This is a genomic window from Rhizobium sp. R693 (assembly GCF_002211315.1).
Lineage (GTDB): Bacteria > Pseudomonadota > Alphaproteobacteria > Rhizobiales > Rhizobiaceae > Rhizobium.
This window is the reverse complement of sequence record NZ_LOKY01000005.1, coordinates 59,623-84,701: the sequence shown is the minus strand read 5'-3', so window position 1 is coordinate 84,701 and position 25,079 is coordinate 59,623. Positions and strand designations below refer to the sequence as shown.

Here is a 25,079-nt window from a genome sequence, read left to right as displayed (position 1 = left end):
TCGAGGAGATTGCGCAAGACCTAATTGCGGACCGTATTCCTAGCCTGCGGACGCATATGGGAAGGAAGCGCCCGATCAGCAATATCCACTGCAGATGGCAGCGAAGATATAACCCGAAGAACGCGCGCGCCCAAGTCAAGGATATGATACTACTTCATTTGCTGCTCTCAATGGGAAGTACCGTCTGGAGACAACGCAATGGAACCAAAGGAAATTGCAAAACGATCAGCAGGCAACTTTCTCATCTTTGCCGCCTGCGCTTTCATATTGTGGATTCTTGCCGCGGCGATCGACTGGGTCGCGCAGATTGTACGCCTCTCCTCGCCTGAGCGGCTTCCGGCTCTGGCGACCTCGATTGTCAGTTCCTCGACGCTGCAGGCGATCGTCGCGATATGGCTGCTTACGGCGGCCTTCGCGATCGCCTTTCCGAAGATGCTGACGCCGCTTTCGACCACGACAATGCTGATGTTCGACGTCGGATACGGCATTCTCGGCGCGCTCACCGGTTTCGGGATCGCCATCGGTCTCTTCGGCGGCGGCTGGTCGATCCTGCTGCGCGCCGTGATCTACAGCGCATTGATTGCGATCGGGTTCATCGCCGTTCGTATGTGGCTTTCAAGGGAAGACCTCAGCGCCCAGGGACAGAGGCGATGGACGATCGCCGGCATCATCGCGCTGGCATCGCCTTTCGTGCTTTTGTGGGGATAGAAGTGCAGGCGCGCGTGCGCACGGAAAATTAAATTATGGAGGATTTGGAGCGGGTAGCGGGAATCGAACCCGCGTATTCAGCTTGGAAGGCTGCTGCTCTACCATTGAGCTATACCCGCGGGGTGGTATCCGATCCAATGACGAATGGTGGAGAGAGTTGGATTTGAACCAACGTAGGCTGAGCCAACGGATTTACAGTCCGTCCCCTTTAACCACTCGGGCATCTCTCCAGTCTTTTCGTCCGGATCGTGAGACCAAGCTCGTCAGACTTTCGAAGCGTTGCCGCCCCTCGGTCTGCGCCGCGTATATGACCGGACGATTTCCGCATGTCAACACGATGACGATGGAAAAAATGTGAAAAATTTCATCGACCGCGGAAAGCCGGGCTCCTGAAAGAAATCCTATGCGGAAAGAAGTGCCCTCGCTATAAAGCCGCATGAGCAAAGACAACAAAAGCGGTGGCAAGCCCACCAACGACAAGTCCGCCAAGGACACACATTACGCAACCCTGCGCCGCGCGCATCGCGACAGCAAGCGGGAACGCGGCGAGATTCCGACACCGCCACCGCAGAAGCGCCGGCGCGGCGCCGAGGACTGGAAGCCTCCGACACTCGCGCCCGAACAGGTCTATCTCTACGGCCTGCATACGGTTCGCGCCGCGCTCGACAACAAGGATCGCCGAAACGTCAAGTTGTCGGTGACACAGAACGCGCTCGCCCGCCTCGAGATCGATGCCGATTCACTTCGCATTCCGGTCGAAGTCGTCGCTCCGCACGATATCGACAAGATCCTCGGCCCCGATGCGATCCACCAAGGCGTCATGCTGGAAACACGGCCCCTGCCCGTTCGCCGGCTGGAAGCGCTGAAGAACAGCCAGTTGCTTCTCGTGCTCGACCAGGTGACCGATCCGCACAATGTCGGCGCCATCATGCGTTCCGCCGTGGCCTTCAATGCAGGCGCGGTCATTACCACGCAACGTCACAGCCCGACCGAATCAGGCGTCCTGGCGAAAGCGGCTTCCGGCGCACTGGAGCTGATCCCCTATATCCAGATCACCAACCTTGCCGACGCGCTCGGAGAACTGCACAAGCTCGGCTTCTTCACGATCGGCCTTGATTCGGAAGGCCCGGCTCCGCTCGAGGGCACGTTGTCAGGTGATAAGGTAGCACTGGTGCTAGGCTCCGAGGGCAAGGGGCTGCGGCAGAAGACGCGCGAAACCGTCGGCGCACTTGCGAGACTGGACATGCCGGGCGCGATCAAGTCGCTCAATGTCTCCAACGCTGCGGCGATCGCACTCTATGCGGCGAGGCTGCATCTGAAAGTCTGATAGGAGTAGGATGGATCACGGCCATACGAAATGCCATGATCCGTTCGATCCTTCGATCCGTGGCGCTTTTCGTCAGCTTGCTCGCAGGCGGACAAAACAGATAGCAACCCACTGTCACACCACGGCCGTCCGTTAGAAAGACTGGGCTCGCCACGGTTTTGACCCTACGGTTCTTTATATTGCCCGAACTGGAACAGGAGGAACGTATCCCATATGGCTATCCGCTCCCTCATTGTCGGCACTGTCTTCATCGGTGTATTCGTAGCCATCATTCTCAGCATTGCCTGGATCGACAAGTCGCAGCCAACGCACGAACCGGCTCCGCTGGCACCCGCCCCGGAACGCCCCATTCCGGCGCCCAACCAGTAGATCTCTTGCTGTCATTGAGGGAACCAACGGTCGCCCCCGCTGAGCATCACAAGCATGTCGCGGTCAGAAGCCGAAGGGACGCCGCCCTGGCGACGCGCTGCAGGCAAGCATGCGGCAGGCTGCTCCGAGCTAACGGCAGCGAAATTGGCCTGGGGGCCTTGCGACGCAGACTCAAAGGCCAAAGTCACGCGAATGAAATCAACGTCGTTCCGATTTCTGCTTTACAGAACGTCAGAATCTGGTACTTGGCACGCATCGCCCTTGTAGCTCAGTTGGTAGAGCACCTGATTTGTAATCAGGGGGTCGCGGGTTCGAACCCTGCCGGGGGCACCACAGATTTGTGAACGAAATCAGTGATTTGATGCTAAACCCGCCCTTAGTTGGCGGGTTTTTCATGTCGCGCGATGCTGCAGCCAGTCCCCTTGATTTCCAGCCATTCCCCTGCGCTGTCGGCGAATCCATGCAACATGGATTGCAACATGCGGCCTGCTCTGGCACGTACGAAGCTATCCGCGTCAAGCCCGGTTATCAGCGCATGGCCAAGGCGATCGAAGGTTGCCCAGAGGACCGCCGCGGCGAGAGCATTATCGAGCGCAACCTGCGGAACGCGAACATCGACGTCTACATGCCGGCGTTCTGGAAGGAGTTGCGCAAGCATCGGAGCCGCAAGCTCGTGGAGCGGCGTATGCCTTTGCTCGTCGGGTATGTCTTCGTACGTCGCGACCCGCGCGACGGCTTCGATCCGGTCAGGGAAGTTGACGGGGTGGGGGTATAGTTTCTCTAAGCCGGGACGGCGGCCCCGTCGCCTTCTCCGAGGAGGATCTGCAGCGACTGATGCTCGCTGGGTTCGATAGCCACCAAGCCTACAGGTTCAATAAGGCGACTTTGGTGGAAGACGCGCGACACAAACGGCGGAAGCACCTCCACACCCAGCTTGGAAGATTATTGCCGAAGGGTCGAAGCAGGACCGTTTCGCTTCGGTACTATGCGGAAGCCTGCATCGGAGAACTGGACGAACGCCTCAAGGCGCATGTTATGGGGATAATCGAGTTGCTTGACGGCCTCGAAGACGACGGATCTCTTGATGAATATCGCGAAGCAGTATAGATATTCTATACCCATTCGGGACGCCGTTGCGATCCACATGCTAAGCGCTGTGCTTCTGCCGGTCCCTTAATTTGGCGCACAGCCGCCGCTTGGGGAGAAATGCGCCTTTAAATGGGTGTGCCCTGAGCCCGCCTTGGTGCGGATGTAGTGCCGGGATTCCACACGGTAACGTCGCTTTCTCAGCCAAGTATTTGAGGTTAAGGATCGACGCATGTCCCGACCAGTGGTAGAATATTCGCCTTGCGTACTCAACCGCACGCAGGCTTTCGTAAGCTCTAATGCATAATACTCACCGACTGGTCATGGATACTCGCGCGCCGGAGCGCGCGGATTCTTAAGGGGGATGTTTCATATGCAGAACTATTCCGACGGAATTCCTAACGAAGTGATCCGCTTGCACAAGCCAATCGCAGCTTTCGCATTACTCTTGCTCGCCGCAATCAGTTCGTCATGTACCACCGGTGGGCCAGGGGCCCGCTCGCTAAATGAACCTGCGAACCCCGCCTGCGCAGATGGCTTCACACCCAAAGGCGGCGGTTCATGTGACTTTTAAGATCCGAGGTAGCGGGGGCGATCGGGTGGTGGGCAAAGCGGCGACAGGCCGCGTAACGAAACAACAAGCCAACCGCAGAGACGCCGGTCCACGCGGCCCCCTAAAGGCTAAGCCGCACGACGGGAGAAATATGCCTGGGGAATGCATAGTTCCTCGGCTTCCGAGCTACTTCAGTCGGTTGGCGGCCTTGTCACAGGCATCACGGTCAGAGCCATGAGTGTTTATGATGCGCTTTGCATCGGACGCGTCGATGCCGTGTTTCTTTGCAAACGTTGCAACGTGGTATGGTTCGCGCCCCGAGAACCCCGGATCGGCTTTGCCGCGTCGCGGTCTTTGGTATGACACTACGGTCTCCTGGTTGTATGTACCTTACTTCTTCTTCAGGGAGCTTTGGCTATCCTTGACCTGAGAACCTAGAGTGGGCGCGGCGCTTTTTTGAGCGACCTTGTCCTTTTTGGGCTTCTTGGCTTCCTTGTTGCTTCGTACCTGACCCTTGGCCATAGCGTAGTCTCCTCGTGAGAACAGACCTAGCTATCATTGGCCGCTGAATAGCAAGAGAAATCGGGGATTCCGTTCCGCAGGCTACATTTCGCCCTGAGGCGGGCGCTTTCATTTCAGGATATGGATATGTTCGGCAAGCTCATTAGCCTCGCGGTTGATACCGTCACGCTTCCGGTCTCGGTGGCCGTTGATGTGGTGACGCTCGGCGGCGCTCTCGTCGATCGTCCGGAGCCCTACACCGTCAGCAAGGCCAAGCGCATCGGCAAGGAAGTCGGCGGCGCGATTGAGAAGCTGGCTGAGGAAGGAGAGTGAGATGACGAGATTCCACAAAAAGGCGGATGACATTCTGATGATCTCCGACAGTGGACGCGCGCGTTTTCTCTCATTCTGGGGACGTCTTCTTCTGGCCATCGGAATCCGTCCGGCAGACGCATGACCCTCGCCCTCGCCATCCTCATCACTCTCACCCTCGGCGCCACAGTCCTCGCTTGCTTCCTCTCAAGCAGGAGCAGGTAAAGCCGGAACCGCAGGTGTTCAGGTATTGCGGGGTGGCGGGGCGAGACCTTTATCCGGCGGACGAAGAGTTTGGCGTAGCGTTCCTAGATGGAGGCCTTTTTCATGTGGGCAAGACGCTGCCGCTCGATATCCATTAGGTCTGCGATCTGCAAAAGCGTCTCCTTTACCAGGATAGTCACATATCCGCCGCTCTTGTTCGGGGCGTTGGTGATCAGGTTTGTGAAATCCCTCGGATCATCTGAATATCGCAGGATTTGAACCACCTTATTCATGTTTACGAAGAAGGACCGTTCTTCGTCAGAGAGTCGAAGGAACATTTGCGGCGGTCTCCGTTAGGTGCCGACGAAATAAGACGAGACGAAACTGTGAATCGCAAGGCTCTCGCAATGCAATCCGCACTATCCACAGGGTGCACCAACTCCAGCCGATCAGAGGGCGAGAGAACATGAGCAGACCCAGCGATTACACAGAAGAGTTGGCATCCAAGATTTGCGAGATGATCGCAGACGGAAAGAGCCTCCGAAGCATCTGCCGCGACGAGGACATGCCATCGAAGTCGACTGTTTTCAGTTGGCTTGCTGACGAGCGCTATTCGTCTTTCCGGACCAAGTACGCGCTCGCGCGAGAAGCGCAGGCCGACACCCTCTTCGACGAGATGCTTGATATCGCTGATGATGGCTCCAACGACTGGATGGAAAAGAACTTCGGCGAAGACACCCGGTGGGTTGAGAACGGTGAAGCAATGCGCCGCTCCGACATTCGGATCAAGAGGCGGCAGTGGATGGCTGCGAAGATGCGTCCGAAAGTCTATGGCGACCGGCTCGATCTCGACGTGAACGCCAAGTTGGCTTTGTCGTTGGCGCGCGGCCCGTCACTGAAGAGCAGTGGCTGGAAGAGCATGGATCAGGGACCGAGTCTTAGGCTCGCCTGGTCGCCCCAAGCAGGACCGCATTCGTTTGCGTCCTTGCTGCCGCTCGGAAGGCGGACGCGGAAGCTCCGGTCCTTGCCGACGCGACGCGCAATCTCCTGCGCCAGCGCCTCGCCTGGGCGTCAGTCGCCGGCAACTGTTTGAGAGTGTCGAACGTGCCGCGCTCGCCAGCCTTCCGAGTGAAGACTACGAGTTCGCCGAATGGCGTTTGGCCCGCGTCTCGACGGATTACCACGTCGAGTTCAAAACCTTCCTCTATTCCGTGCCGCACAGTCTCATTCGCCAGCAGGTCGATCTGAGGGCAACAGCACGCACCATCGAGATCTTCCACCGCGGCAAGCGCGTCGCCGCCCATCAGCGCCGCTATGGCGGTCCTCGCCATGGAACAGATCCGGATCACATGCCCAGCTCTCACCGGCGATATGCAGAGTGGACACCGGATCGTTTCCGGCGCTGGGGCGCATCCATCGGGCCACAGACAGAAGGTCTGGTGATCGCAATCCTTGCCAGTCGCCCACATCCCGAACAGGGCTTTCGAACATGCCTGGGTGTGCTTCGCCTGTTTCGCGATATCGAACGCAATCGGGCCGAAGCTGTATCAGCACGCGCTGTCGAGATCGGTGGGCTGAACTGCAAGAGCATTGCGTCGCTCTTGGCCAACCACAAAGCCGCACGCCATTCCACCGAACCGACTGCCATTGTCGATCACGCCAATCTGCGTGGCCCTGATTACTTTCATTGAGGAGACAAACCTATGCTGATCCATCCGACCATCAACATGCTGCACGAACTCGGCCTTCACGGCATGGCCACAGCCTTCCAGGAACTCGACGCACAATCCGAGGCGCGCGGCCTCGAGCATGGAGAATGGCTTGCCCTACTGCTCGAGCGTGAGGCTACCATGCGCCGCCAGAAGCTTCGAAGCCCGCGCCAGGGCTGCCAAGCTTCGCCATGATGCACAGATCGAGAATGCCGACTTTCGTGCGGCCCGCGGTCTCGATCGCAATCTATTCATGGCGCTTGCTGGCTGCGACTGGATCCGTAAGCACCACAGTCTCCTCGTCACCGGGCCAGCCGGCGTCGGTAAAAGTTGGCTTGCCTGCGCCCTCGGCCACAAGGCATGCCGCGAAGATTTCTCCGTCGCATACCACCGGGTTCCGCGGCTGTTCGCCACGCTCGCACTTGCAAGAGGTGACGGGCGCTACGGCAGGATCCTCAAATCTCTCGCCAAGATCGACCTGCTGATCCTCGATGACTGGGGACCAGAAAAGCTCAACGATGATCAGCGGCGTGATCTTCTCGAGATCATCGAAGACCGCTACGAGCGTCGATCAACGATCGTCACCAGTCAGGTGCCCCTGGATCGCTGGTGGGAAATCATAGCAAATCCAACGCTCGCCGATGCCATCCTGGACCGCCTTGTTCACAATGCCTATCGCATCGATCTCACTGGCGAGAGCATGCGAAAACAGCGTTCGCCAATAGCGTCTGGAACACCGCACGCTTGACCTGAAACAAAACCCGATCCAAACATCAACGAGACCCAGGATCAGTCCGAGAAATGGCCGGCTTCAAATCGGAACGCTGGCCGGCTTCATCGGAATACGCACGGTACCGACAGAGAATCGCTGATTGAGGGCCTGCCTTCAATGCCTTTTCGCCTGAACGCGACCGTTCAATCCGACCTTGGCTCCAGCCAGTGCCGCAGATGCACTTGACAAAATCGGCTTTTGTTGGCGCCTAGACGCCAAGACTATGTTATCGTTCGTTGAATACGACAAAGGAATTACATGGGCCGTTCATTTCAGACGCTTTCCTTCCTTGCCTCCTCGGCAACCGAGGCGCTGGCGGCTCGGGAAGAATTGATTGCCATTTATGGCGACGTGCCCCCTGATGATGCCGACGTGATCGTCGCCCTCGGCGGTGACGGCTTCATGCTGCAGACGCTGCACAACACGATGAACTCGGGCAAACTTGTCTACGGTATGAATCGCGGCTCCATCGGCTTCCTCATGAACGACTACCGAACGGAGAAACTGCAGGATCGTATCTGCGCGGCCGTGGAAAACGCCTTTCACCCCTTGCAGATGACGACAGCGAATTCAGACGGCACGAATTCGACGGCGCTTGCCATCAACGAAGTATCGTTGTTCCGGCAATCCTATCAGGCCGCCAAGCTACGGGTCGAGGTGGACGGCGTTGTCCGGCTCGACGAACTCATCTGCGATGGTCTGATGGTGGCGACGCCGGCGGGTTCGACGGCGTATAATCTCTCCGCCCATGGCCCGATCCTGCCGCTTGACGCCCCCCTGCTGGCGATGACCCCCGTCAGCGCGTTCCGTCCGCGACGCTGGCGCGGCGCGCTTCTGCCAAACAAGGTGACGGTCGATATTCATATCCTCGAGGCGGAGAAACGCCCGGTCAATGCGGTTGCAGACAACATGGAAGTGAAATCGGTGCTTCATATTCGTATCGCGCAATCGGAACATACGACGGCCCGCATTCTCTCCGATCCCGATCGAACCTGGTCCGATCGTATTCTTGCCGAGCAGTTTGAGGACTAACATGAGCCTGCGACGAACGACGCTTTGTGCCTTGCTTCTCGCCGCATCCACGTTCTGCGCTCGAGGCGCTGCGGCAGAAGACGCAATCCTGCCGGCTTCGATCATATTCGCGACCAGCACGGGTTACTGGGAAGACGATGGTACGGCACCCGCCGTCCAACGGGCACCATCGGCGCCTCAGGCCGCGCCGGCAGCTGCCGCTCCGGCAAAACCGCGCCACGGCTATTACAAGCTGTTTGCCGTCAGGCAAGTGGATCGCACGGCCAAGATCTATCTGCAACAGATCGAGCAGGGCGACGCTGAACCCTCCATCGCCTCTACCGTGGAATTGCGCGAACTCAACGAGCTCAAGCCCTATGTCACCGACATCCGTCCCGAAAACTCCTCCGGCATGCTCAAGGAGCCGGGGCTTTTTGCAATGGTCTATCTGAAGACCGATCCGGACGTGGAATCGGAGACTTGGACCGTCGTCATCGATGAGTTCGGTGAGGTTACCGTCGGCAAAGCAAGCAACTAGCCTGCGCGGTCTCTACTGATAAAAAGGTAGCACGCAGCGGAGGCGCCCCTCGGAATAACCTTGGATTCCGAGAGGGCAAAAATGCGTTTACTCGACGTCGTCGACGACCGCGTCCGGCTTGCCGCTGATGCGGTGGGCGAGAGCTGCCTCCATGAACTCGTTGAGTTCTCCATCGAGAACATCGCCCGGCGCCGTGCTTGCCACACCGGTGCGCAGGTCCTTGACCAACTGATAGGGCTGCAGCACGTAGGAACGGATCTGGTGGCCCCAGCCGATGTCGGTTTTTGAGGCCGCTTCGGCGTTCGCCGCTTCTTCGCGCTTCTTCAGTTCCGCTTCATACATGCGGGCGCGCAGCATATCCCACGCCTTGGCGCGGTTCTTGTGCTGTGAGCGCTCCTGCTGGCAAGCGACAACGATGCCGGTCGGGATGTGCGTGATGCGCACCGCCGAGTCGGTCGTGTTGACGTGCTGACCGCCGGCGCCAGACGAGCGGTAGGTGTCGATACGGCAATCGCTTTCGTTGATGTCGATGTTGATCGAGTCATCGACGACGGGATAGACCCAGATCGACGAGAAGGACGTGTGGCGGCGCGCGTTGCTGTCGTAAGGCGAGATACGAACGAGGCGGTGAACGCCCGATTCCGTCTTCAGCCAGCCATAGGCATTGTGGCCCTTGACCAGCAGGGTCGCCGACTTGATGCCCGCTTCTTCGCCATCGTGAACTTCGAGAAGCTCGACCTTGAAGCGCTGACGTTCAGCCCAGCGGGTGTACATGCGCAGCAGCATGTTGGCCCAGTCCTGGCTTTCCGTGCCGCCTGCGCCGGAGTGGACTTCGAGATAGGTGTCGTTACTGTCGGCCTCGCCGGAAAGCATCGCTTCGACCTGGCGGCGCGCGGCTTCGGCCTTCAAACCCTTCAGCGCGTCCTCAGCCTCCTTGACGACGCTTTCGTCGCCCTCTTCCTCGCCCATCTCGATGAGCTCGATATTGTCGTTGAGCTCCTGCTCGAGACCACGGACGCCATTGATGCCGTCATCCAGCTGCTGGCGCTCGCGCATCAGCTTTTGCGCTTCCTGCGCATCGTTCCAGAGGTTCGGATCCTCTGCCTTGTTATTCAACCAGTCCAGTCGTCTTATCGCCTGGTCCCAGTCAAAGATGCCTCCTCAGCAGGGTGATAGCCTGCTTGGTTTCATCGACCATATTCTGGATTTCCGCTCGCATTTTCCTGCTTCTTTGCGTTGCTTCGAAAGTTGCCCGTCAAATAATTGTGGCGGCTGCGGATGTAAAGAGCCGCAGCCGCCACAACTGTTCGGAGGAAGGTTAGTAGAGCCCGCCGGCGCCGGACTGCACGGCCTGGTTGGCCTGTGGAGAGGTTCTAAGAATTTCCTCTGGCGCCATCGTGCTGTCCATGCCGATAACCGAGAGGCTGTCAGCGGGACCGGTGCCCGGCTTGAAAGCTTCAATGATCGTATTCGGATCACCCTGCGCGGCAGCCATGCCGGTCTTACGATCGATCGGAATAAGGTTCATGCCGGCAGGAATGACGAACTTCGACTCGGGCATATCCTTGACGGCTGCCTGCATGAATTCGTTGAAAATCGGCGCCGACAGCGAGCCACCAGTACCGCCGCGGCCGAGTGTCGAAGGCGAATCGAAGCCGATGTACAGGCCGGCAACGAGGTCCGGCGTGAAGCCAACGAACCATGCATCCTTTTCATCGTTGGTAGTACCGGTTTTGCCCGCAACATCACGCCCACCGAGATCGATCTTGCCGGCTGCGGTGCCGCGCTGGATGACGCCCTGCAACATCGAGGTGATCTGATAGGAGGTCATCGGATCGAGAACCGTTTCACGATTATCGACGACATTGGGCTCGTCCTGGTTCTGCCAATCGCTGGCATTGCAGCCCTCGCAGACGCGCTCCTCGTGCTTGAAGATCGTCTTGCCGTAACGGTCCTGAATCCGGTCAATCAGCGTCGGCTTGATCTGCTTGCCGCCATTGGCGATGACCGAATAGGCCGACACCATGCGCATAACCGTCGTCTCGCCAGAACCCAGCGACATCGCGAGAACCGGCATCATGTGATCATAGATACCAAAGCGCTCGGCGTATTCGGCAACGGTATTCATGCCGAGGTCGTTGGCAAGGCGGACCGTCATGCGGTTCCGCGAATGCTCGATAGCGAAGCGAAGCGTATTGGCGCCACCGCCCTCGCCTTCATAGTTGTCTGGCGCCCATACTTGGCCATTGCCGGTCTGGATCGAGAGCGGATCGTCGCTGACGACCGAAGCCGGCGTATAGCCATTATCCATGGCCGCGGCGTAGACAAACGGCTTGAAGGATGATCCCGGCTGGCGCATCGCTTGGGTTGCACGGTTGAATTCCGACTGCGCATAGGAGAACCCGCCGACCATAGCAAGCACGCGGCCGGTTTTCGGATCCATGGCCACCAAGCCACCCTCGACTTTCGGCGGCTGGTGAAGTCGATAGGAATTCGACCCCTCGTCACCCAGCCGCTCGACGTAGACCACATCGCCCGCGGACAGGACACCCGCTGGCGACTTCGCGGTCTTACGGCCAACAGCCGAGCGGTATGCCCACTGCATGTCCTTGGCCTGGATAACACCGCGCTCGCGCTCTGCGGGAATCTTCCCGGCACCATCCTTCGGCGGCTGCAGCCCGATGTCGACGCTGTCGTCGGATACCGCCAGTACAACAGCCAATCGCCACTCGGGCACGTCGGTCAGCGCCGGAATATCGGCCAGCGCCTTGCCCCAATCAGCCGTCGTATCGATCTGCTTGATCGGGCCGTGGAAGCCACGGCGCTCGTCATAGTTCGTGAGGCCATCCTGAAGGGCCTTGCGCGCAAAGACCTGCAGCGCCGGATCAAAGGAGGTGCGAACAGACAGGCCGCCCTCGTACAGCATCTTTTCACCGTACTGGTCGATCAGCTGGCGCCGGACCGCCTCGGCGAAATAGCTGGATGCAAAGAGCGAGGGCCCGCTGCTGCGACCGGTGACACCGAGCGGCTGCTTCTTGGCCTCAGCGCCATCGGACTGGCTGACATAGCCATTCTCGACCATGCGATCGATAACCCAGTTGCGGCGGGTGACCGCTGCTTCGGGATGGCGGAAGGGATGATAATTGGCCGGGCCCTTCGGCAGGGAGGCAAGGTAGGCCGCGTCGGCGATCGTCAGCTCGTTCACCGATTTATTGAAATAGGTGAGCGAGGCGCTCGCAATGCCGTAGGAATTCAGGCCGAAGAAGATCTCATTCAGATACAACTCAAGGATCTTGTCCTTGCTGTAGGCCTGTTCGATGCGGAAGGAGAGGATCGCTTCCTTCGCCTTGCGCTCCATCGTCTGTTCGCTGGAAAGCAGGAAGTTCTTGGCAACCTGCTGAGTAATTGTCGAACCACCCTGCGTCGGGCCGCCCGTCAGATAAGCGACCACGGCACGCGCGAAACCGGTAACGTCGATTCCGGGATGCTGGTAGAAATTCTTATCTTCAGCAGACAGGAATGCAGCCTTAACGCGATCGGGAACAGCCTGGATCGGCAGGAAAAGTCTGCGCTCCTTTGCGTACTCCGCCATCAGCGCGCCGTTGCCTGCATGTACGCGGGTCGTCACCGGCGGCTCATAGCTGCTCAGCACTGCGTAATCAGGAAGATCCTTCGTGACAGTTGCCAAGTAGATGGCAACAACAGCCGCCACGCCCAGGAACAGGACGCAAGCCACTCCGAAGAAATATCCAAGAAGTCTAATCATATTTAAGCTACCGGTATCTCAATCATCGATCGGCGCGAGCATAACAATCGCATGGATCGGGGCATCTTGCACGATGGGCGACTTACTCCATGAGCGTTTTCGCCACAAGCCGATTCCGTTTCACCTTTGGAAACATAAGGCTGAGTAACGGCGTGAATGTGAGTAAAATAGGGCCTTGGAGCACTATTCCCAGATTGCAATTGTGTTACCCAAGCGAGTGTCACATCTGCGCCACGACCGACATCAGCCACCATTTGCAACCATCGCCGTGCGATAGTGTTTTACCGCCTCCGTCAAAAGGTCCGCCATCCTCCCCCGCCAGGCGTCGTCGAGCAGGAGTTTTTCGTCGTCCTTGTTCGAAAGAAAGCCCAATTCCAACAGGATAGACGGCACATCCGGCGCCTGAAGGACGCGGAAGCCGGCATGGCGATGCGGATTGTTGATCGTTCCCACCTGATCCTTGAAAGACGCGAGGACGCTCTCTGCGAGCGAAATCGAAAAAGCCTGCGTTTCGCGGCGCGTCAGGTCGAGCAGAATGTCGGCGACTTCGGGAGGCTCGGCTACGGTCTCCTTGCCGGCAATCTGGTCCGAGAGGTTTTCGCGATCGGCAAGATCGGCCGCGAGCTTGTCCGAGGCCCGGTCGGAAATCGTGTACACCGTCGCGCCGCGAATATCCTTCTGCTTCAAGGTGTCGGCGTGCATCGAAATGAAGAGGCCGGCATGGTTCTGACGGGCGATCTCCACACGCTCGGAAAGCGACAGGAACGAGTCGTCGCTTCGCGTCAGAAACGCCTTGATGCCCGACTCGCGGTTGAGACGGTCGGTCAGCGCCTTGGCAAAGGCGAGCGTTACGTCCTTCTCTTGCGTCTTGGTATCGACGCCAATCGCGCCTGTGTCGATCCCGCCGTGACCAGCGTCGACAGCAATGATGAAATCCCCGTCGGCCGGCTTCTCCGGGGCAGGAATGACGCTGGTCGTCTGTTGAGACGAGGGATCACTCCACGATTGAGCCTTGACCAGTTCTGCGAACTTGTCCTTGTCCGTCATCGCGGCATCAAGGACGAGACGCTGCCCCTTACCGTCCTCGTCCGCCTGAACCTTGGCGACTTCCATTTTCACTGGCTTTTTGGCCGTCAGCACGATGCGCGCGCTGTCCTCGTCCATCTTGCCGTAACGGATGTCCTTGAAAAGCCCCCTCGCCTCGAGGTCGCCGGTTGGGAACCCGAAAGCCGTCGCGGGCAGATCAATCACGACGCGTTCGGGATTGGCAATGTAATGGATCGAAAAGTCCGGGGCCCGATCGAAATCGATGACGATGCGGGTGCGTGCGTCGTCGCCGATGATGCGGGCACCATAGGCGAGCAAAGGCTCGACCTTGGTCGCATCATTTGCTCTCCCGTCCGGAAGACACACAAAAGCCATCGCCGCCACAGCGGCGAACGCACCCGCAACTCTTGTCCACCGCCACCCGGATATCACCGTCGCGGGCCATACCCTCTTAAACAATCGACCGCCACACCTTAAATAACATTCCGATCAAGTTCTCCCGGTAAACGCGAGATTGCCGGTGTCGGCACCGTTCGCGACCGGGGAGCCAAATCGGCGCCCTTGATCCCCAATTTTGTATGCCTTCCGAAATCCATCAATATTATGGCACATTTGGCTTTTCCCTTGCTATTGTGACAGAGAAAACATACAAGGATTTTTAGGGTAGAAGTGCTGACGGGATAGAGTCGCCTGCACGGCAGCCAAACCGCTAAGGAACTGGCGCCACAACCGGCAATCGTCCGCCGTCATATGTGTTTCCACTCGAAATTGGATCCTGAATTTTCCGGCGTATGCGGGAACTTCATCGGTGGATAGCCACCAACCGCTCTTTACAGAGAGAGCAAACTCATCGGACCTGAACAAGGTCTTAGTTTTGTCGATCTCGCTTGGTCTTTGATGGTGTCGCAGCAGGTTTTATCTGAAGTCTACAGGCCCCGGGAGAACATCTCCCCCGCTGCTGTCTGGCTGCTGCCTTCCACACCGCACCAATCGCGACTTTCATTATCCGGCGCTGCAATGACGAGCCGCACCTCTTCTGTCTCATCGACGCAAGGGGATGCCGACGTTCGGCCGCGCCGAGGAGCACAGCTTACATGGCAGACAAGATGCTTATCGACGCGTCTCACGAGGAAGAGACGCGCGTTGTTGTCGTACGCGGAAACCGCATAGAAGAATTTGACTTCGAGTCGCAGCACAAGAAGCAGATCCGCGGCAATATCTATCTCGCAAAGGTAACGAGGGTCGAACCCTCGCTGCAGGCCGCCTTCGTTGATTACGGCGGCAACCGGCACGGCTTCCTGGCCTTCGCCGAAATTCACCCCGACTACTACCAGATCCCGCTTGCCGATCGTCAGGCACTGTTGCGCGCCGAAGCCGAAGAGCATCGCCGCGACGACGACGTCGAACACGTCGAGACGGCACCGGTCGATCTCTCCACCCAGGAACAGCCCGACGTTGGCGTAGCTGCAACTACCGAAGCACCGGCGGCGGAAGCCGCTGCTGCGGCAACCGAAACGGTCGAGGCCATTGCCGAAGTTGCCGAGGAAGCACCGGCCAAGAAGGCAAAGCCCCGCCGCAGCCGCAAGAAGGCAGCGCCGGCTGCTGAAGCGCCGGCAAGCGACGAAGCTGCCAGCGAAGCCACGGTCGACAACGACGACGAAGGTTCGTCGGGCAACGAGATGGCAGCGATGGTCGAAACGGACTCGATCTCCGAAGAGGTCGACGCCCGCCGCCGCAGCGATGACGACGATGACGACGACCACGACCATGAAGAGGAAGTGATCGAATCCGTCGGCGCCGAAGACGCCATGGAGGAAGTTCCCGATCGCGTCCAGCGCAAGCCACGCAAGCAGTATCGCATCCAGGAAGTCATCAAGCGCCGCCAGATCCTGCTGGTGCAGGTGGCAAAGGAAGAGCGCGGCAACAAGGGTGCCGCCCTGACGACCTATCTTTCGCTGGCCGGTCGCTACTCCGTCCTCATGCCGAACACGGCGCGTGGCGGTGGCATCTCCCGCAAGATCACCAATCCGCAGGACCGCAAGCGCCTGAAGGAAATCGCGCGCATGCTCGAAGTGCCGCAGGGCATGGGCGTCATCCTGCGTACTGCGGGTGCAAACCGCACCAAGGTCGAGGTCAAGCGCGACTTCGAATATCTGATGCGTCTGTGGGAGAACGTCCGCACGCTGACGCTGCAATCGACCGCTCCCTGCCTCGTGTACGAGGAAGGTTCGCTCATCAAACGCTCGATCCGCGACCTCTACAACAAGGATATCGGCGAGATCATCGTTGCCGGCGAGGAAGGCTATCGTGAAGCAAAAGACTTCATGAAGATGCTGATGCCGAGCCACGCCAAGGTGGTTCAACCCTATCGCGACATCCACCCGATCTTCTCGCGTTCTGGCATCGAGGCGCAGCTCGACCGCATGCTGCAGCCGCAAGTGACGCTGAGGTCCGGCGGCTATCTGATCATGAACCAGACGGAAGCGCTGGTTTCGATCGACGTCAACTCCGGCCGTTCGACGCGCGAGCACTCGATCGAAGATACTGCGCTCCAGACGAACCTTGAAGCAGCGGAAGAAATCGCTCGTCAGCTTCGCCTGCGCGACCTTGCCGGCCTGATCGTCATCGACTTCATCGACATGGAAGAGAAGCGCAACAATCGCGCCGTCGAGAAGAAGCTGAAGGAATGCCTGAAGAACGACCGCGCTCGCATTCAGGTCGGCCGCATTTCGCATTTCGGCCTTTTGGAAATGTCGCGTCAGCGCATCCGCGCTTCCGTTCTCGAATCGACGACGCAGGTCTGCTCGCATTGCGGCGGCACTGGCCACGTTCGTTCGCAGTCTTCCGTTGCCCTGCACGTGCTGCGAGGCATCGAAGAATACCTGCTCAAGAATACCACCCACGACATCACGGTTCGCACGACGCCTGATATTGCGCTGTACCTGCTCAACCACAAGCGCCAGACGATCGTCGACTATGAGGCCCGCTTCGGAGTCGCGATTATTATCGACGCAGACGGCTCCGTCGGTTCCCAGCACTTCGCGATCGACCGCGGCGAGCCAGTCGAGAACCCGGTCAAGATCGAAAGCCTGTTCAACTTTGCCGCCATCCCGGATGACGAAGACGACGATATCGTGGTCGAAGTCGACGAGGAGGAAGAAGAGGAACTCGAAGCCAAGCCGGCTGCCGCCGAACGTCCTGCACAGCGCTCGGAAGGCGATGGAGAGGGCCGCAAGCGCAAGCGCCGCCGCCGCCGTCGCGGACGCAATGGCAATGGTGAGGCAGTAGCCGCTGACTCGGTTGACTCTGCGGAAGGCGACCAAGCCGACAGTGATGATGAGGACCAGGGCGACGAAAGCATTGCTGCGTCCGTTGAAACGCGTGACGAAGGCGATGAAACCCAGCGTCGCAAGCGCCGCCGTCGTGGCAAGCGTGGCGGTCGCCGCAACCGCGACGAAGGCAGCGAGCAGGAGGCTTCTGCCGGGGAAGGCGCAAGTGACGGTGCTGACGATGGCGAGACAGAAGTGACCGCCGTAGAGGTAATCGAAGCTGTCGCCGAAGAAGCCGTCGAAGCTCAGCCGGCAATGGCTGCTGTTGAAACCGGCGCCTCGGTTGCGGAGGACGTGAAGCCGAAGCGCGCACGCCGAAGCCGCAAGGCATCGCCGGTCGAGGAGCCCGTCGTGGAAGAGGCGCCAGCGGAAACGGCACCGGCCGCTGAAGCTGAAGCCGAGGCGGCAGCCGCAGACCTCGCAGCGCCGGCCGTGGAGGACGCGAAGCCCGTCCGCGCCAACCGGGAGTCGAACATCTCTTCGTCGGAGCCGACGGTTAAGTCGACGCGCAGCGACGCCGCGGAGAGCGAAGGTGACGGCAAGCCGAAGAAAGCTGGCTGGTGGCAGCGCCGCGGTTTTTTCTAAGACTGATCTTCGGCGATAACTAATCCGATCCGGCTGCGGCGACGCAGCCGGATTTTTTTATGCTCTCGTGAGAGGCCCCGGCTACGCTATTAGGAATAGGCGACCACGCCGGCTTCCGCGAACTGTACAAACATGCCGCTGCCAACGACAGCATGTCCCTGCCCTCTGCTCGTTTGAGCGCGAGTACGGCTGCGATAGTGTCTCGCGAATCAGCCGCGTATCGCTCCCTCGGCCTCAGTCATCGTTCGCGGCAATACGATCTTCGGCATTCCGTCCGCCCCGATCGGCTCGCCTTCCCCGGGCATTCACTGTCGGCCAACAGGAGGCTGCTGTTTTGACAGCGAGATGGCGATTTCAACCGTCGTCGGGTTCAAACCTGCTCGGCAATCATGGTCTCGCGCGGATACTCTCCGTAGTAGCCCCGCCAGTTGGCGATAGCGAAACCAAAGACCACGAGGGCACCCGCCTGATGCAGCAGCCCCCAATGAAGCGGGACGTGCAGCAGCAAGGTAGCAATTCCGATCGATGCCTGAACCATCACCAGCCCGAACAGGACGACCGCGCGCCGTGCATGCGTTGTCGACGGTGCTGCCGCGAGAGCGATGATCATGTTGACCAGCGTCAGCGCAAAAAGCGTGTAGGCACCCAGCCGATGGATGAACTGCACCGTCTTGGGGTTCTCGAAGAAATTGATCCAGGCGGGCTGCTGGATCAGCAGATCAGATGGCACGACGGCACCATCCATCAACGGCCAGGTATTGTAGGTGAAGCCGGCGTCGAGGCCCGCCACAAGCGCACCGAGGTAGATCTGGAAAAGCGCAAATATGGCTATCGCAGCCGCCCATCGATTGGAGCTTTTCGCGGGCGCCGGATCGTCCGAGTGGGGTGAGAGCCCCCGCATGATCCACATGCAGGACGCGAAGATTAGACAGGCCATGATCAAGTGCGTTGCCAACCGATACTGGCTGACGTCGGTTCGGACGGCAAGCCCCGACGACACCATCCACCAGCCGATCGCCCCCTGCAGTCCGCCCAGTATCAGAATCCCGAAGAGTGGCCATCTCAGCCGCCGCTCCACCTTTCCCGCGATCCAGAAATAGAGCAATGGCAGCGCGAAGATGACACCAATGCCGCGTGCGATCAGGCGGTGCGCCCACTCCCACCAAAAGATGCCCTTGAACTCCTCGACGGTCATTCCGTCATTTATCTGCTGATACTCGGGAATGCGCTGGTAGAGCTTGAACTCCTCCTCCCATTCCGCAGCATTCAGAGGCGGAATCACCCCGTGAATCGGCTTCCATTCGGTAATCGAAAGCCCCGAATTCGTGAGCCTGGTCGCCCCGCCGACAATCACAAGACAGAAGAGTGCCAAAAGCACAAAGCCTAGCCAAATACGAACCGCCCGGCGGTTGCCGTCCTGTCGACGTATCTGGTGCAATATCTGCTGTTCGGTGCTCAAGTTCGCGATCGCCATGACTGCTCCTTACTTCCGGCAGTTGATTTGCCTGAGCGGCTCATGCAAAACAAGCCCCGAACCTTTGCGGCATGCAGTCGCGGCGGTTCGAACACCAGTGTGAAAGATAGTTGATGCCCGTCCGCCTCCGCAAATTTATCGGTACGATTGTGCTCGTCGTGCTCGTGCTCGCCTATGCGGTGCTAGCAAACACGATCGCCGTTGCCACGCTCGGTGACGCGCCATGGTGGGGACAGCTTCTCTACTTTCTCCTGACCGGCTTGCTGTGGGTACTCCCGGCCATGGTCCTCATCAAATGGATGGCCGGGCCGAAGCAGCGGTGATCCGTTAACGACGCGATAACCGTGATCGACAGAAAGCACCGACGATCTCTGCTGATAAACGAAATGGATCCTCCGTTGGCCTATTCTTCGCGCCGGTAAGTCAGACCGGAGAAGACCCGTGCAGGCGCAGACGCTTCCTGTTTCAGATAGAGCGCAACATCTCATAAGATCCGACGCTGGCGTTTCCAAACTGCGCGTGGTGAACGCGCAGTTTGCGGTAAGCGAACTTAATATCGTCATCTTGGATAGCATGGAGCCGCTGGAAGCGGTCTGGCGTGAGCTCGATCGTGACAATCTGAACTCCCTGCATCAAAGCTACGACTGGTGCCTATCCTGGACCAAAGCCTTCGGGCACCAGTTGTCGATCGTCTGGGGCAGGCTCGGCGAAGAGACCGCCTTCATTCTGCCGGTGGAGATAAACAGGTTTCACGGCTTCCGCACCGCCAGATTTGTCGGCGCCGATCACAGCAACATTAACACGGGTCTCTTCACAACTCGCTTCGTCGAGCTGGCCACCAATATCGAGCCGCAAAAATTCGCCGAGTCCATGCGTCGCGCCTTGGTCGGACGCGCCGACCTGCTTCTGCTGCAGAACATCCCGTTGGATTGGCGCGGTCGCCGCAACCCTTTGGCACTGCTGCCGATGGTTCAGAACCAGAATCACGCCTACCACCTTCCGCTCTTGGCTGGCATGGAGTCGACGCTCCAGCAAGTGAACGCAAAGGGACGGCGTAAGAAGTTCCGCACGCAGCTGAGACGTCTGGAGGCGCTGGGCGGGTTCGATTACGTTTCTTCGGGAACCGCGGAGGAGCAGCACCTTCTGCTCGATCGCTTCTTCAAGCAGAAGCGCGAACGATTCAAGGCGCTCGGACTGCCAGATGCGTTTGAAGATCCGCGAACCAGGGCTTTCCTGCATGGCGCAATCGACGTCGGCGAGCGTGATGGCGAAACGGTCGGGCTGGAGATGCACGCTATCCGCCTGAAAGGCGATCGCGACGGCGATATTGCTGCGCTCGCTGGTCTTTCTCGTAAAGGGGACCACATCATTTGCCAGCTCAGTGCGATCGACGAAAGCCTCGTGGTGGAGGCGAGCCCAGGCGAATTTCTGTTCTGGCAGATGATCGCCGGTCAGCATGGCAGGGGTGTCAGCCTCTTCGACTTCGGTCTTGGCGATCAGCGATACAAGCGTTCATGGGCCCCTGTAGAGATCGAGCACTATGACGTTGTCCTGCCGCTTTCCCTGCGCGGCACAGTGGCTGGCTTTGTTCACCGGGCAATCACCCGAGGCAAAGCCTTCATCAAGTCTCACCAGAAGAGCTACCGCGTTGTACAGCGTCTACGTCGACTGATTGGTGTTTGATCACGCGGCATGCCGAGAGATCGGGTTTTCAAGAGGCTCGTCACGGTCTGACATCAGCACGACGCGTTCGTAACCAGCCGCTTCGAACTCGCTCATGGCAGTCACGAACTCCTGCTCGACGATTTCAGGCATCGAGAGGATGATCTCGACGTCCTTGCTCTGCGTCAGCCGCGAAACGCCGGCCACATCGGCCGCGCCACACTCCACGACCACCAGATCATAGGCCGAGACTAGAGCATCCAGCAGCAGGGATAGGCGATCGGCACCGCGCATCGCCCGGCGCGGATCACTGATGCCCTGCGGAATGAGGTGCGCATCGGAGCGGCTATCACCATGAATCGTATCGCCGAAAGCGGCATCGCCACAGAGCAGGTCGGTTATCCCAAGCATGCTGCGATTGTCGGCCATGAGGTCCGTCGGCAGGCCGGAGCCCGTCATATCGACCAGAATGACCCGTGAGCCGTCATTTGCCAACTTGCGCACGAGGGATACGGTTGCTGCAGAGCCGTCATCTCCGGTCGGTGAAATAGCAATCGCAAGAGGCGCCCTGCTGCCACGAAGATACTCCGAAACAGATGCTATCGAGAACTCATTCGTTTCCAAGACGTTCTCTTCCTCGACCGGCTCTGCAACCGGCTCCTCATCGACGGGTGTAGCGAGGAGACTCGGCGTAGCCACTCGCTTAGCGGAGGCGGCTGTCACCGATTGAGGCTCCTCGTCGTCCCGCGCTTCCTCTTCGGGAGGCTCGACGGGGCGAAGAGCCCGACCGCTGAAGAGTTCGACGAGCATGATTACAATCGATGTCATGATGAAAGTTGCCAAGGTAGCGACGATGACGATCGGCAGAACTTTCGGGAAATAGGGATCGACCGGCTGTATAGCCTTCGACACGATGCGGGCGTCGGCCGGGCTTGAATTCTTGTCGGCGCGCGACGCCGCCTCGCGGTAACGGGAGAGATAGGTCTCCAAAAGTTGGCGCTGCGCCGTCGCCTCACGCGTCAGGGCGTTAAGGCCCACCTCGTCTTCGCCAGCTTGGGCGCTGTTCGCCTTCAACTTGTCGGCCTGCTGCTCCAGCTCCTTTTGGCGAACGGCGGCGACCTTCGCTTCGTTTTCGATGCTTGCCAGGATCTTTTGGGTCTCTTGGCGAATCTGAACCTTGATGTCCGACAACTGCGCGCGAAGGCTTTTCAGGCGAGGATGGTTGTTTAGCAAGGACGTCTGCAGGTCGGATATCTGCGACTGCAGCGCTGATTCCGTGCCCTTCAGCCGCTGAAGCGACTGAGACGACATGATGTCCTGCAACGTATCTGATGGTTCACCGGAGGAGAGAGCATCGCGTACGGACTGGGCACGCGCCTCGGCGTTTGCGCGGTCTCCCCGGACGCGGGTAAGCTCCGCCGAAATGTCGTTCAATTGCTGTGTGGCGAAATTCGAGCCGCCGTTGGTCGGCAGCAATCCGTGCGCGGCGCGGTACTCCGCCACCTTCTGCTCGGCGTCATTCACCTTCTGCCGGAGATTTTCGATCTCCGGCTCCAGCCACCGCGTCGCCTCGGAATTCGAGTCCAACTTGGCCCCACTCTGTGTGGCAAGATAAACTGCTGCCATCGCATTGGGGATTGTCGCCGCGAGCTTAGGATCCTTCGAGGTGAACGTTATCCCGATCACGCGCGATCCCGGCACCTGATAGACCTGAAGCCTCTCCGTGAAGGCGTCGATTACGCGCTCCTCGGGGGGATTCTCATACGGATTCTTCTTCAGATGAAGCGCTACCAGGATATCGGTCAGCGCGGAGCCATTCGCGGCCGCATCAAATTCCGGCAAATCGTAGAGCGTCTGGCTGTTGATGATCTGCTTGATAAGATCCGCGGACTGCAGAAGCTGCACCTGGCTCGCAATATTGAGCTCGTCAAGGAGCGGGCCCGCATTGGTGTCGTTCACCTGCGCGTTGGCGAAGGCAGGAGCGCGCGGCTCGATCAGGATACGCGTCTCGCTTCGGTATTTGGGGGAGATCATCTTGGCGCCCGTGAAGGCGACCCCTGCCCCAAGGGCCGTGATCGCCAGGACCTTCAGCCGGCGTGCCCAGACAGCGCGGACCAATTGCCCGAGGTCGATGTCCACATCCTGATTACCCGATACGCCGGACATGCTGGTACTCCAAGAACAAACGTGGCCGCGAGGGTAAATGACTATAGTAACCCAACGGTTAATGCTTGCTCGTGCCTTTCGACCGCATGTCGGCCGGTCGAAGCCAAAAAAATCGACGGTTTTTACCGAGCATTAACCCTAACGGATTGATAACGGCTGAGACCCAATTCGTTTTCCTACGAGCAGACGCGATGCCTCTCGCACAGCCCAAGTTCCTGATGGCTCTGAGCCTCGCCGCTATCACCGCGGTCGTGAGTGGCTGCAATAGCTACCAGCCTGCCCCTCAGGCCTTTAATCAGGCAACAATCCAGCCCTATTCGCTGGACAGTGGCGATCGACTGCGCATTACCGTGTTTGACCAGCCAAGCATGACCAACACGTATACGATCGACCAGGCTGGCTACATCGCTTTCCCGCTCATCGGACAGGTGCCAGCTCGCGGACGGACGCTGCAGCAGTTGTCGGGCCAGATCGCGCAGAAGCTGAAGCAGGGTTACCTGCGGGACCCTGATGTCACGATCGATGTCGACCGCTACCGCTCGATCTTCGTTATGGGCGAAGTCGGCCAGTCCGGCCAGTATGCATACGTCCCCGGAATGACGGTGCAGAACGCCGTTGCCGTTGCCGGCGGCTTCACCTCGCGCGCCAATCAGGGCGCGGTCGATGTGACCCGCAAGGTCAACGGGCAAGTGATGACGGGCCGCGTCAACATTTCTTCGGCGATCATAGCCGGAGACACCATCTACGTTCGCGAACGACTGTTCTAACCCTCGATGACTGAACAGCGCCCGCTCCGCATCCTCCATTGTTTCAGGTCACCGGTCGGCGGGATCTTCCGCCATGTCCGCGATCTGGTGCTGGAGCACAGCAAGGCGGGACACGAGGTCGGCATCCTTTGCGACAGCTCCACGGGCGGCGAGCATGAGGACCGCCTATTCGACGATATTCGACCCTTCCTGGCGATGGGATTGACGCGTATGCCGATGCGACGGCACGTCAGCCTCTCCGACCTAGGAATGCTCTGGGACACGTACAAGAACATCAAAAGTTTGCGGCCGGATGTGCTGCACGGTCACGGCGCCAAAGGCGGTGTGCTCGCGCGGCTTGCCGGCTCAGCCCTGCGGGTGAACAGGTATCGCGTAGCCCGCCTCTATACAGCGCACGGCGGAAGCCTGCATTATTCCCGCAGATCGCTCATGGGGCAATTTGTGCTCCGCATGGAGCGTCTGCAGGAGTACTTCACCGACGCCCTCGTCTTCATCTGCGAATACGAGCGCGATGCCTATACGGAGAAGGTTGGGCGCCCACGGACGGAAACGCGCCTAATCTACAACGGGATTGCCGAACGTGACTTCGAGCTGATCCCGACCCGTTCGGATGCTGTCCACTACATCTACGTCGGCATGCTTCGGGACCTTAAGGGTCCCGATCTCTTTGTAGAGGCCTTCGCGAAAGCCGAGCGCATTCTTGGACGACCACTTTCGGCTGTAATGATCGGCGACGGGCCAGAACGCGAGAAATACCGGGACATGATGATCGAGCGTGGTTTGGCCAAGCGGATCAGCATGCTGCCGGCAATGCGTGTTCAGCAGGCCTTCGCAATGTCACAGAATCTCGTCGTGCCGTCGCGCGCCGAAGCCATGCCTTACATCGTGCTCGAGGGTCTCGGCGCCGGCAAGACCATCATAGCGACCCGCGTCGGCGGCATTCCCGAGGCATTGGGCAGAAATAGTCCTGCCCTCGTAAACCCTGACGATTCCGACGATCTCGCGCGCGCAATGGCGGATGCGATCCGCATCCCCGATTGGCATGAGGCCGCGATGCCGTCGATGGAGCAAGTGAAGTCGGTTTTCTCGGCGTCCGTGATGGCCAATGATGTCTTGAAATTGTACCACGACCTCCTGGAGCCCAAGTCCAGGCAAGCTCTTGTGGTTGCTTCGTAAAAGTTTCTTAGGGGCTT

General features: G+C 59.1%; 22 protein-coding genes, 3 tRNA genes and 2 pseudogenes. 17 read left to right on the top strand and 10 right to left on the bottom strand.

Annotated features, from left to right (window positions below):
- The first annotated feature begins 198 nt into the window (after positions 1-198).
- Positions 199-708 carry a hypothetical protein gene (locus ATY79_RS06750; RefSeq protein WP_088691779.1) on the top strand — a complete coding sequence of 170 codons (510 nt, stop codon included), beginning with the start codon at positions 199-201 and terminating at the stop codon, positions 706-708.
- Positions 709-753: 45 nt separating this feature from the next.
- On the opposite strand, the gene ATY79_RS06745 is transcribed toward ATY79_RS06750, so the two are convergent.
- Both ATY79_RS06745 and ATY79_RS06740 read right to left on the bottom strand, forming a co-directional pair.
- Positions 754-827 (bottom strand) — tRNA-Gly (locus tag ATY79_RS06745).
- A 26-nt stretch (positions 828-853) separates the two neighbouring features.
- Positions 854-938 (bottom strand) — tRNA-Tyr (locus ATY79_RS06740).
- A 206-nt stretch (positions 939-1,144) separates the two neighbouring features.
- On the opposite strand from ATY79_RS06740, the gene rlmB reads away from it, so the two are divergent.
- From rlmB to ATY79_RS06725, 4 genes are all read left to right on the top strand, one after another.
- The gene (gene rlmB / locus ATY79_RS06735; protein ID WP_088691778.1) at positions 1,145-2,035 is read left to right on the top strand and encodes a 23S rRNA (guanosine(2251)-2'-O)-methyltransferase RlmB; all 891 of its coding nucleotides are present in this window, start codon (positions 1,145-1,147) and stop codon (positions 2,033-2,035) included.
- Positions 2,036-2,248: 213 nt separating this feature from the next.
- Positions 2,249-2,404 carry a hypothetical protein gene (locus ATY79_RS30775; RefSeq protein ID WP_189637098.1) on the top strand — a complete coding sequence of 52 codons (156 nt, stop codon included), beginning with the start codon at positions 2,249-2,251 and terminating at the stop codon, positions 2,402-2,404.
- Positions 2,405-2,661: 257 nt separating this feature from the next.
- Positions 2,662-2,737, top strand: a tRNA-Thr gene (locus tag ATY79_RS06730).
- Positions 2,738-2,798: 61 nt separating this feature from the next.
- A complete protein-coding gene (locus tag ATY79_RS06725) occupies positions 2,799-3,179 on the top strand; it encodes a transcription termination/antitermination NusG family protein (RefSeq protein ID WP_088691777.1) in 381 nt (126 codons plus the stop codon).
- Positions 3,180-4,229: 1,050 nt separating this feature from the next.
- On the opposite strand, the gene ATY79_RS31330 is transcribed toward ATY79_RS06725, so the two are convergent.
- Together ATY79_RS31330 and ATY79_RS31860 are read right to left on the bottom strand one after the other, a co-directional pair.
- Positions 4,230-4,409, bottom strand: coding sequence for a DUF3606 domain-containing protein (locus ATY79_RS31330; RefSeq protein ID WP_088691774.1), 180 nt, complete (start codon positions 4,407-4,409; stop codon positions 4,230-4,232).
- 24 nt (positions 4,410-4,433) lie between these two features.
- Positions 4,434-4,565, bottom strand: coding sequence for a hypothetical protein (locus tag ATY79_RS31860; protein WP_280950671.1), 132 nt, complete (start codon positions 4,563-4,565; stop codon positions 4,434-4,436).
- A gap of 126 nt (positions 4,566-4,691) precedes the next feature.
- On the opposite strand from ATY79_RS31860, the gene ATY79_RS06705 reads away from it, so the two are divergent.
- Positions 4,692-4,877 carry a hypothetical protein gene (locus tag ATY79_RS06705; protein WP_088703373.1) on the top strand — a complete coding sequence of 62 codons (186 nt, stop codon included), beginning with the start codon at positions 4,692-4,694 and terminating at the stop codon, positions 4,875-4,877.
- Position 4,878: 1 nt separating this feature from the next.
- Positions 4,879-5,001 (top strand): hypothetical protein, encoded by a 123-nt coding sequence (locus tag ATY79_RS31855; protein WP_280950670.1) that lies wholly within the window; start codon positions 4,879-4,881, stop codon positions 4,999-5,001.
- Positions 5,002-5,164: 163 nt separating this feature from the next.
- Here the strand turns inward: ATY79_RS31855 and ATY79_RS06700 are convergent, their stop codons facing one another.
- Positions 5,165-5,398 (bottom strand): hypothetical protein, encoded by a 234-nt coding sequence (locus tag ATY79_RS06700; protein ID WP_088691772.1) that lies wholly within the window; start codon positions 5,396-5,398, stop codon positions 5,165-5,167.
- 128 nt (positions 5,399-5,526) lie between these two features.
- On the opposite strand from ATY79_RS06700, the pseudogene ATY79_RS31325 reads away from it, so the two are divergent.
- The 5 genes and pseudogenes from ATY79_RS31325 to ATY79_RS06675 all read left to right on the top strand — a co-directional run.
- A pseudogene (locus ATY79_RS31325) lies at positions 5,527-5,910 on the top strand (terminase small subunit protein); the annotation flags it as partial.
- 307 nt (positions 5,911-6,217) lie between these two features.
- Positions 6,218-6,751, top strand: a complete 534-nt coding sequence (locus tag ATY79_RS06690) for a transposase (protein WP_210190812.1) — start codon at positions 6,218-6,220, stop codon at positions 6,749-6,751.
- A gap of 12 nt (positions 6,752-6,763) precedes the next feature.
- Positions 6,764-7,517, top strand: a pseudogene (gene istB / locus ATY79_RS06685) (IS21-like element helper ATPase IstB).
- A gap of 282 nt (positions 7,518-7,799) precedes the next feature.
- Positions 7,800-8,573: an NAD kinase gene (locus ATY79_RS06680; protein ID WP_088691771.1), complete on the top strand. Its 774-nt coding sequence runs from the start codon at positions 7,800-7,802 to the stop codon at positions 8,571-8,573.
- A 1-nt stretch (position 8,574) separates the two neighbouring features.
- Positions 8,575-9,090, top strand: coding sequence for a hypothetical protein (locus tag ATY79_RS06675; protein ID WP_088691770.1), 516 nt, complete (start codon positions 8,575-8,577; stop codon positions 9,088-9,090).
- 87 nt (positions 9,091-9,177) lie between these two features.
- Here the strand turns inward: ATY79_RS06675 and prfB are convergent.
- The 3 genes from prfB to ATY79_RS06660 all read right to left on the bottom strand — a co-directional run bounded on the left by prfB (position 9,178) and on the right by ATY79_RS06660 (position 14,278).
- A protein-coding gene (prfB, locus tag ATY79_RS06670) for a peptide chain release factor 2 (protein WP_141105541.1) occupies positions 9,178-10,309 on the bottom strand; the annotation gives its coding sequence in 2 pieces (ribosomal slippage) (positions 9,178-10,239 and positions 10,241-10,309; 1,131 coding nt in all).
- 99 nt (positions 10,310-10,408) lie between these two features.
- On the bottom strand, positions 10,409-12,856 hold the full coding sequence (locus tag ATY79_RS06665; RefSeq protein WP_088691768.1) for a penicillin-binding protein 1A: 2,448 nt from the start codon (positions 12,854-12,856) through the stop codon (positions 10,409-10,411).
- Positions 12,857-13,099: 243 nt separating this feature from the next.
- Positions 13,100-14,278, bottom strand: a complete 1,179-nt coding sequence (locus ATY79_RS06660; RefSeq protein WP_088691767.1) for an N-acetylmuramoyl-L-alanine amidase — start codon at positions 14,276-14,278, stop codon at positions 13,100-13,102.
- 719 nt (positions 14,279-14,997) lie between these two features.
- On the opposite strand from ATY79_RS06660, the gene ATY79_RS06655 reads away from it, so the two are divergent.
- On the top strand, positions 14,998-17,817 hold the full coding sequence (locus tag ATY79_RS06655; RefSeq protein ID WP_088691766.1) for a ribonuclease E/G: 2,820 nt from the start codon (positions 14,998-15,000) through the stop codon (positions 17,815-17,817).
- Positions 17,818-18,187: 370 nt separating this feature from the next.
- Here the strand turns inward: ATY79_RS06655 and ATY79_RS06650 are convergent, their stop codons facing one another.
- Complete coding sequence (locus ATY79_RS06650; protein ID WP_088691764.1) at positions 18,188-19,291, bottom strand: COX15/CtaA family protein; 1,104 nt, start codon at positions 19,289-19,291, stop codon at positions 18,188-18,190.
- Between the two features lie 113 nt (positions 19,292-19,404).
- Between ATY79_RS06650 and ATY79_RS06645 the strand changes: the two genes are divergently transcribed.
- Both ATY79_RS06645 and ATY79_RS06640 read left to right on the top strand, forming a co-directional pair.
- Positions 19,405-19,614, top strand: a complete 210-nt coding sequence (locus tag ATY79_RS06645; RefSeq protein WP_088691763.1) for a DUF2842 domain-containing protein — start codon at positions 19,405-19,407, stop codon at positions 19,612-19,614.
- Between the two features lie 118 nt (positions 19,615-19,732).
- Entirely contained in the window at positions 19,733-20,974 is a 1,242-nt protein-coding gene (locus ATY79_RS06640; RefSeq protein ID WP_088691762.1) for a GNAT family N-acetyltransferase, read from the top strand.
- Here ATY79_RS06640 and ATY79_RS06635 read toward each other — a convergent pair whose 3' ends face one another.
- Positions 20,975-23,119, bottom strand: coding sequence for a Wzz/FepE/Etk N-terminal domain-containing protein (locus ATY79_RS06635; protein WP_088691761.1), 2,145 nt, complete (start codon positions 23,117-23,119; stop codon positions 20,975-20,977).
- Between the two features lie 191 nt (positions 23,120-23,310).
- Here ATY79_RS06635 and ATY79_RS06630 point away from each other — a divergent pair, with 191 nt between their 5' ends.
- Together ATY79_RS06630 and ATY79_RS06625 are read left to right on the top strand one after the other, a co-directional pair.
- Complete coding sequence (locus tag ATY79_RS06630; RefSeq protein WP_088691760.1) at positions 23,311-23,886, top strand: polysaccharide biosynthesis/export family protein; 576 nt, start codon at positions 23,311-23,313, stop codon at positions 23,884-23,886.
- Between the two features lie 6 nt (positions 23,887-23,892).
- Entirely contained in the window at positions 23,893-25,062 is a 1,170-nt protein-coding gene (locus ATY79_RS06625) for a glycosyltransferase family 4 protein (protein ID WP_088691759.1), read from the top strand.
- Positions 25,063-25,079 lie beyond the last annotated feature (17 nt).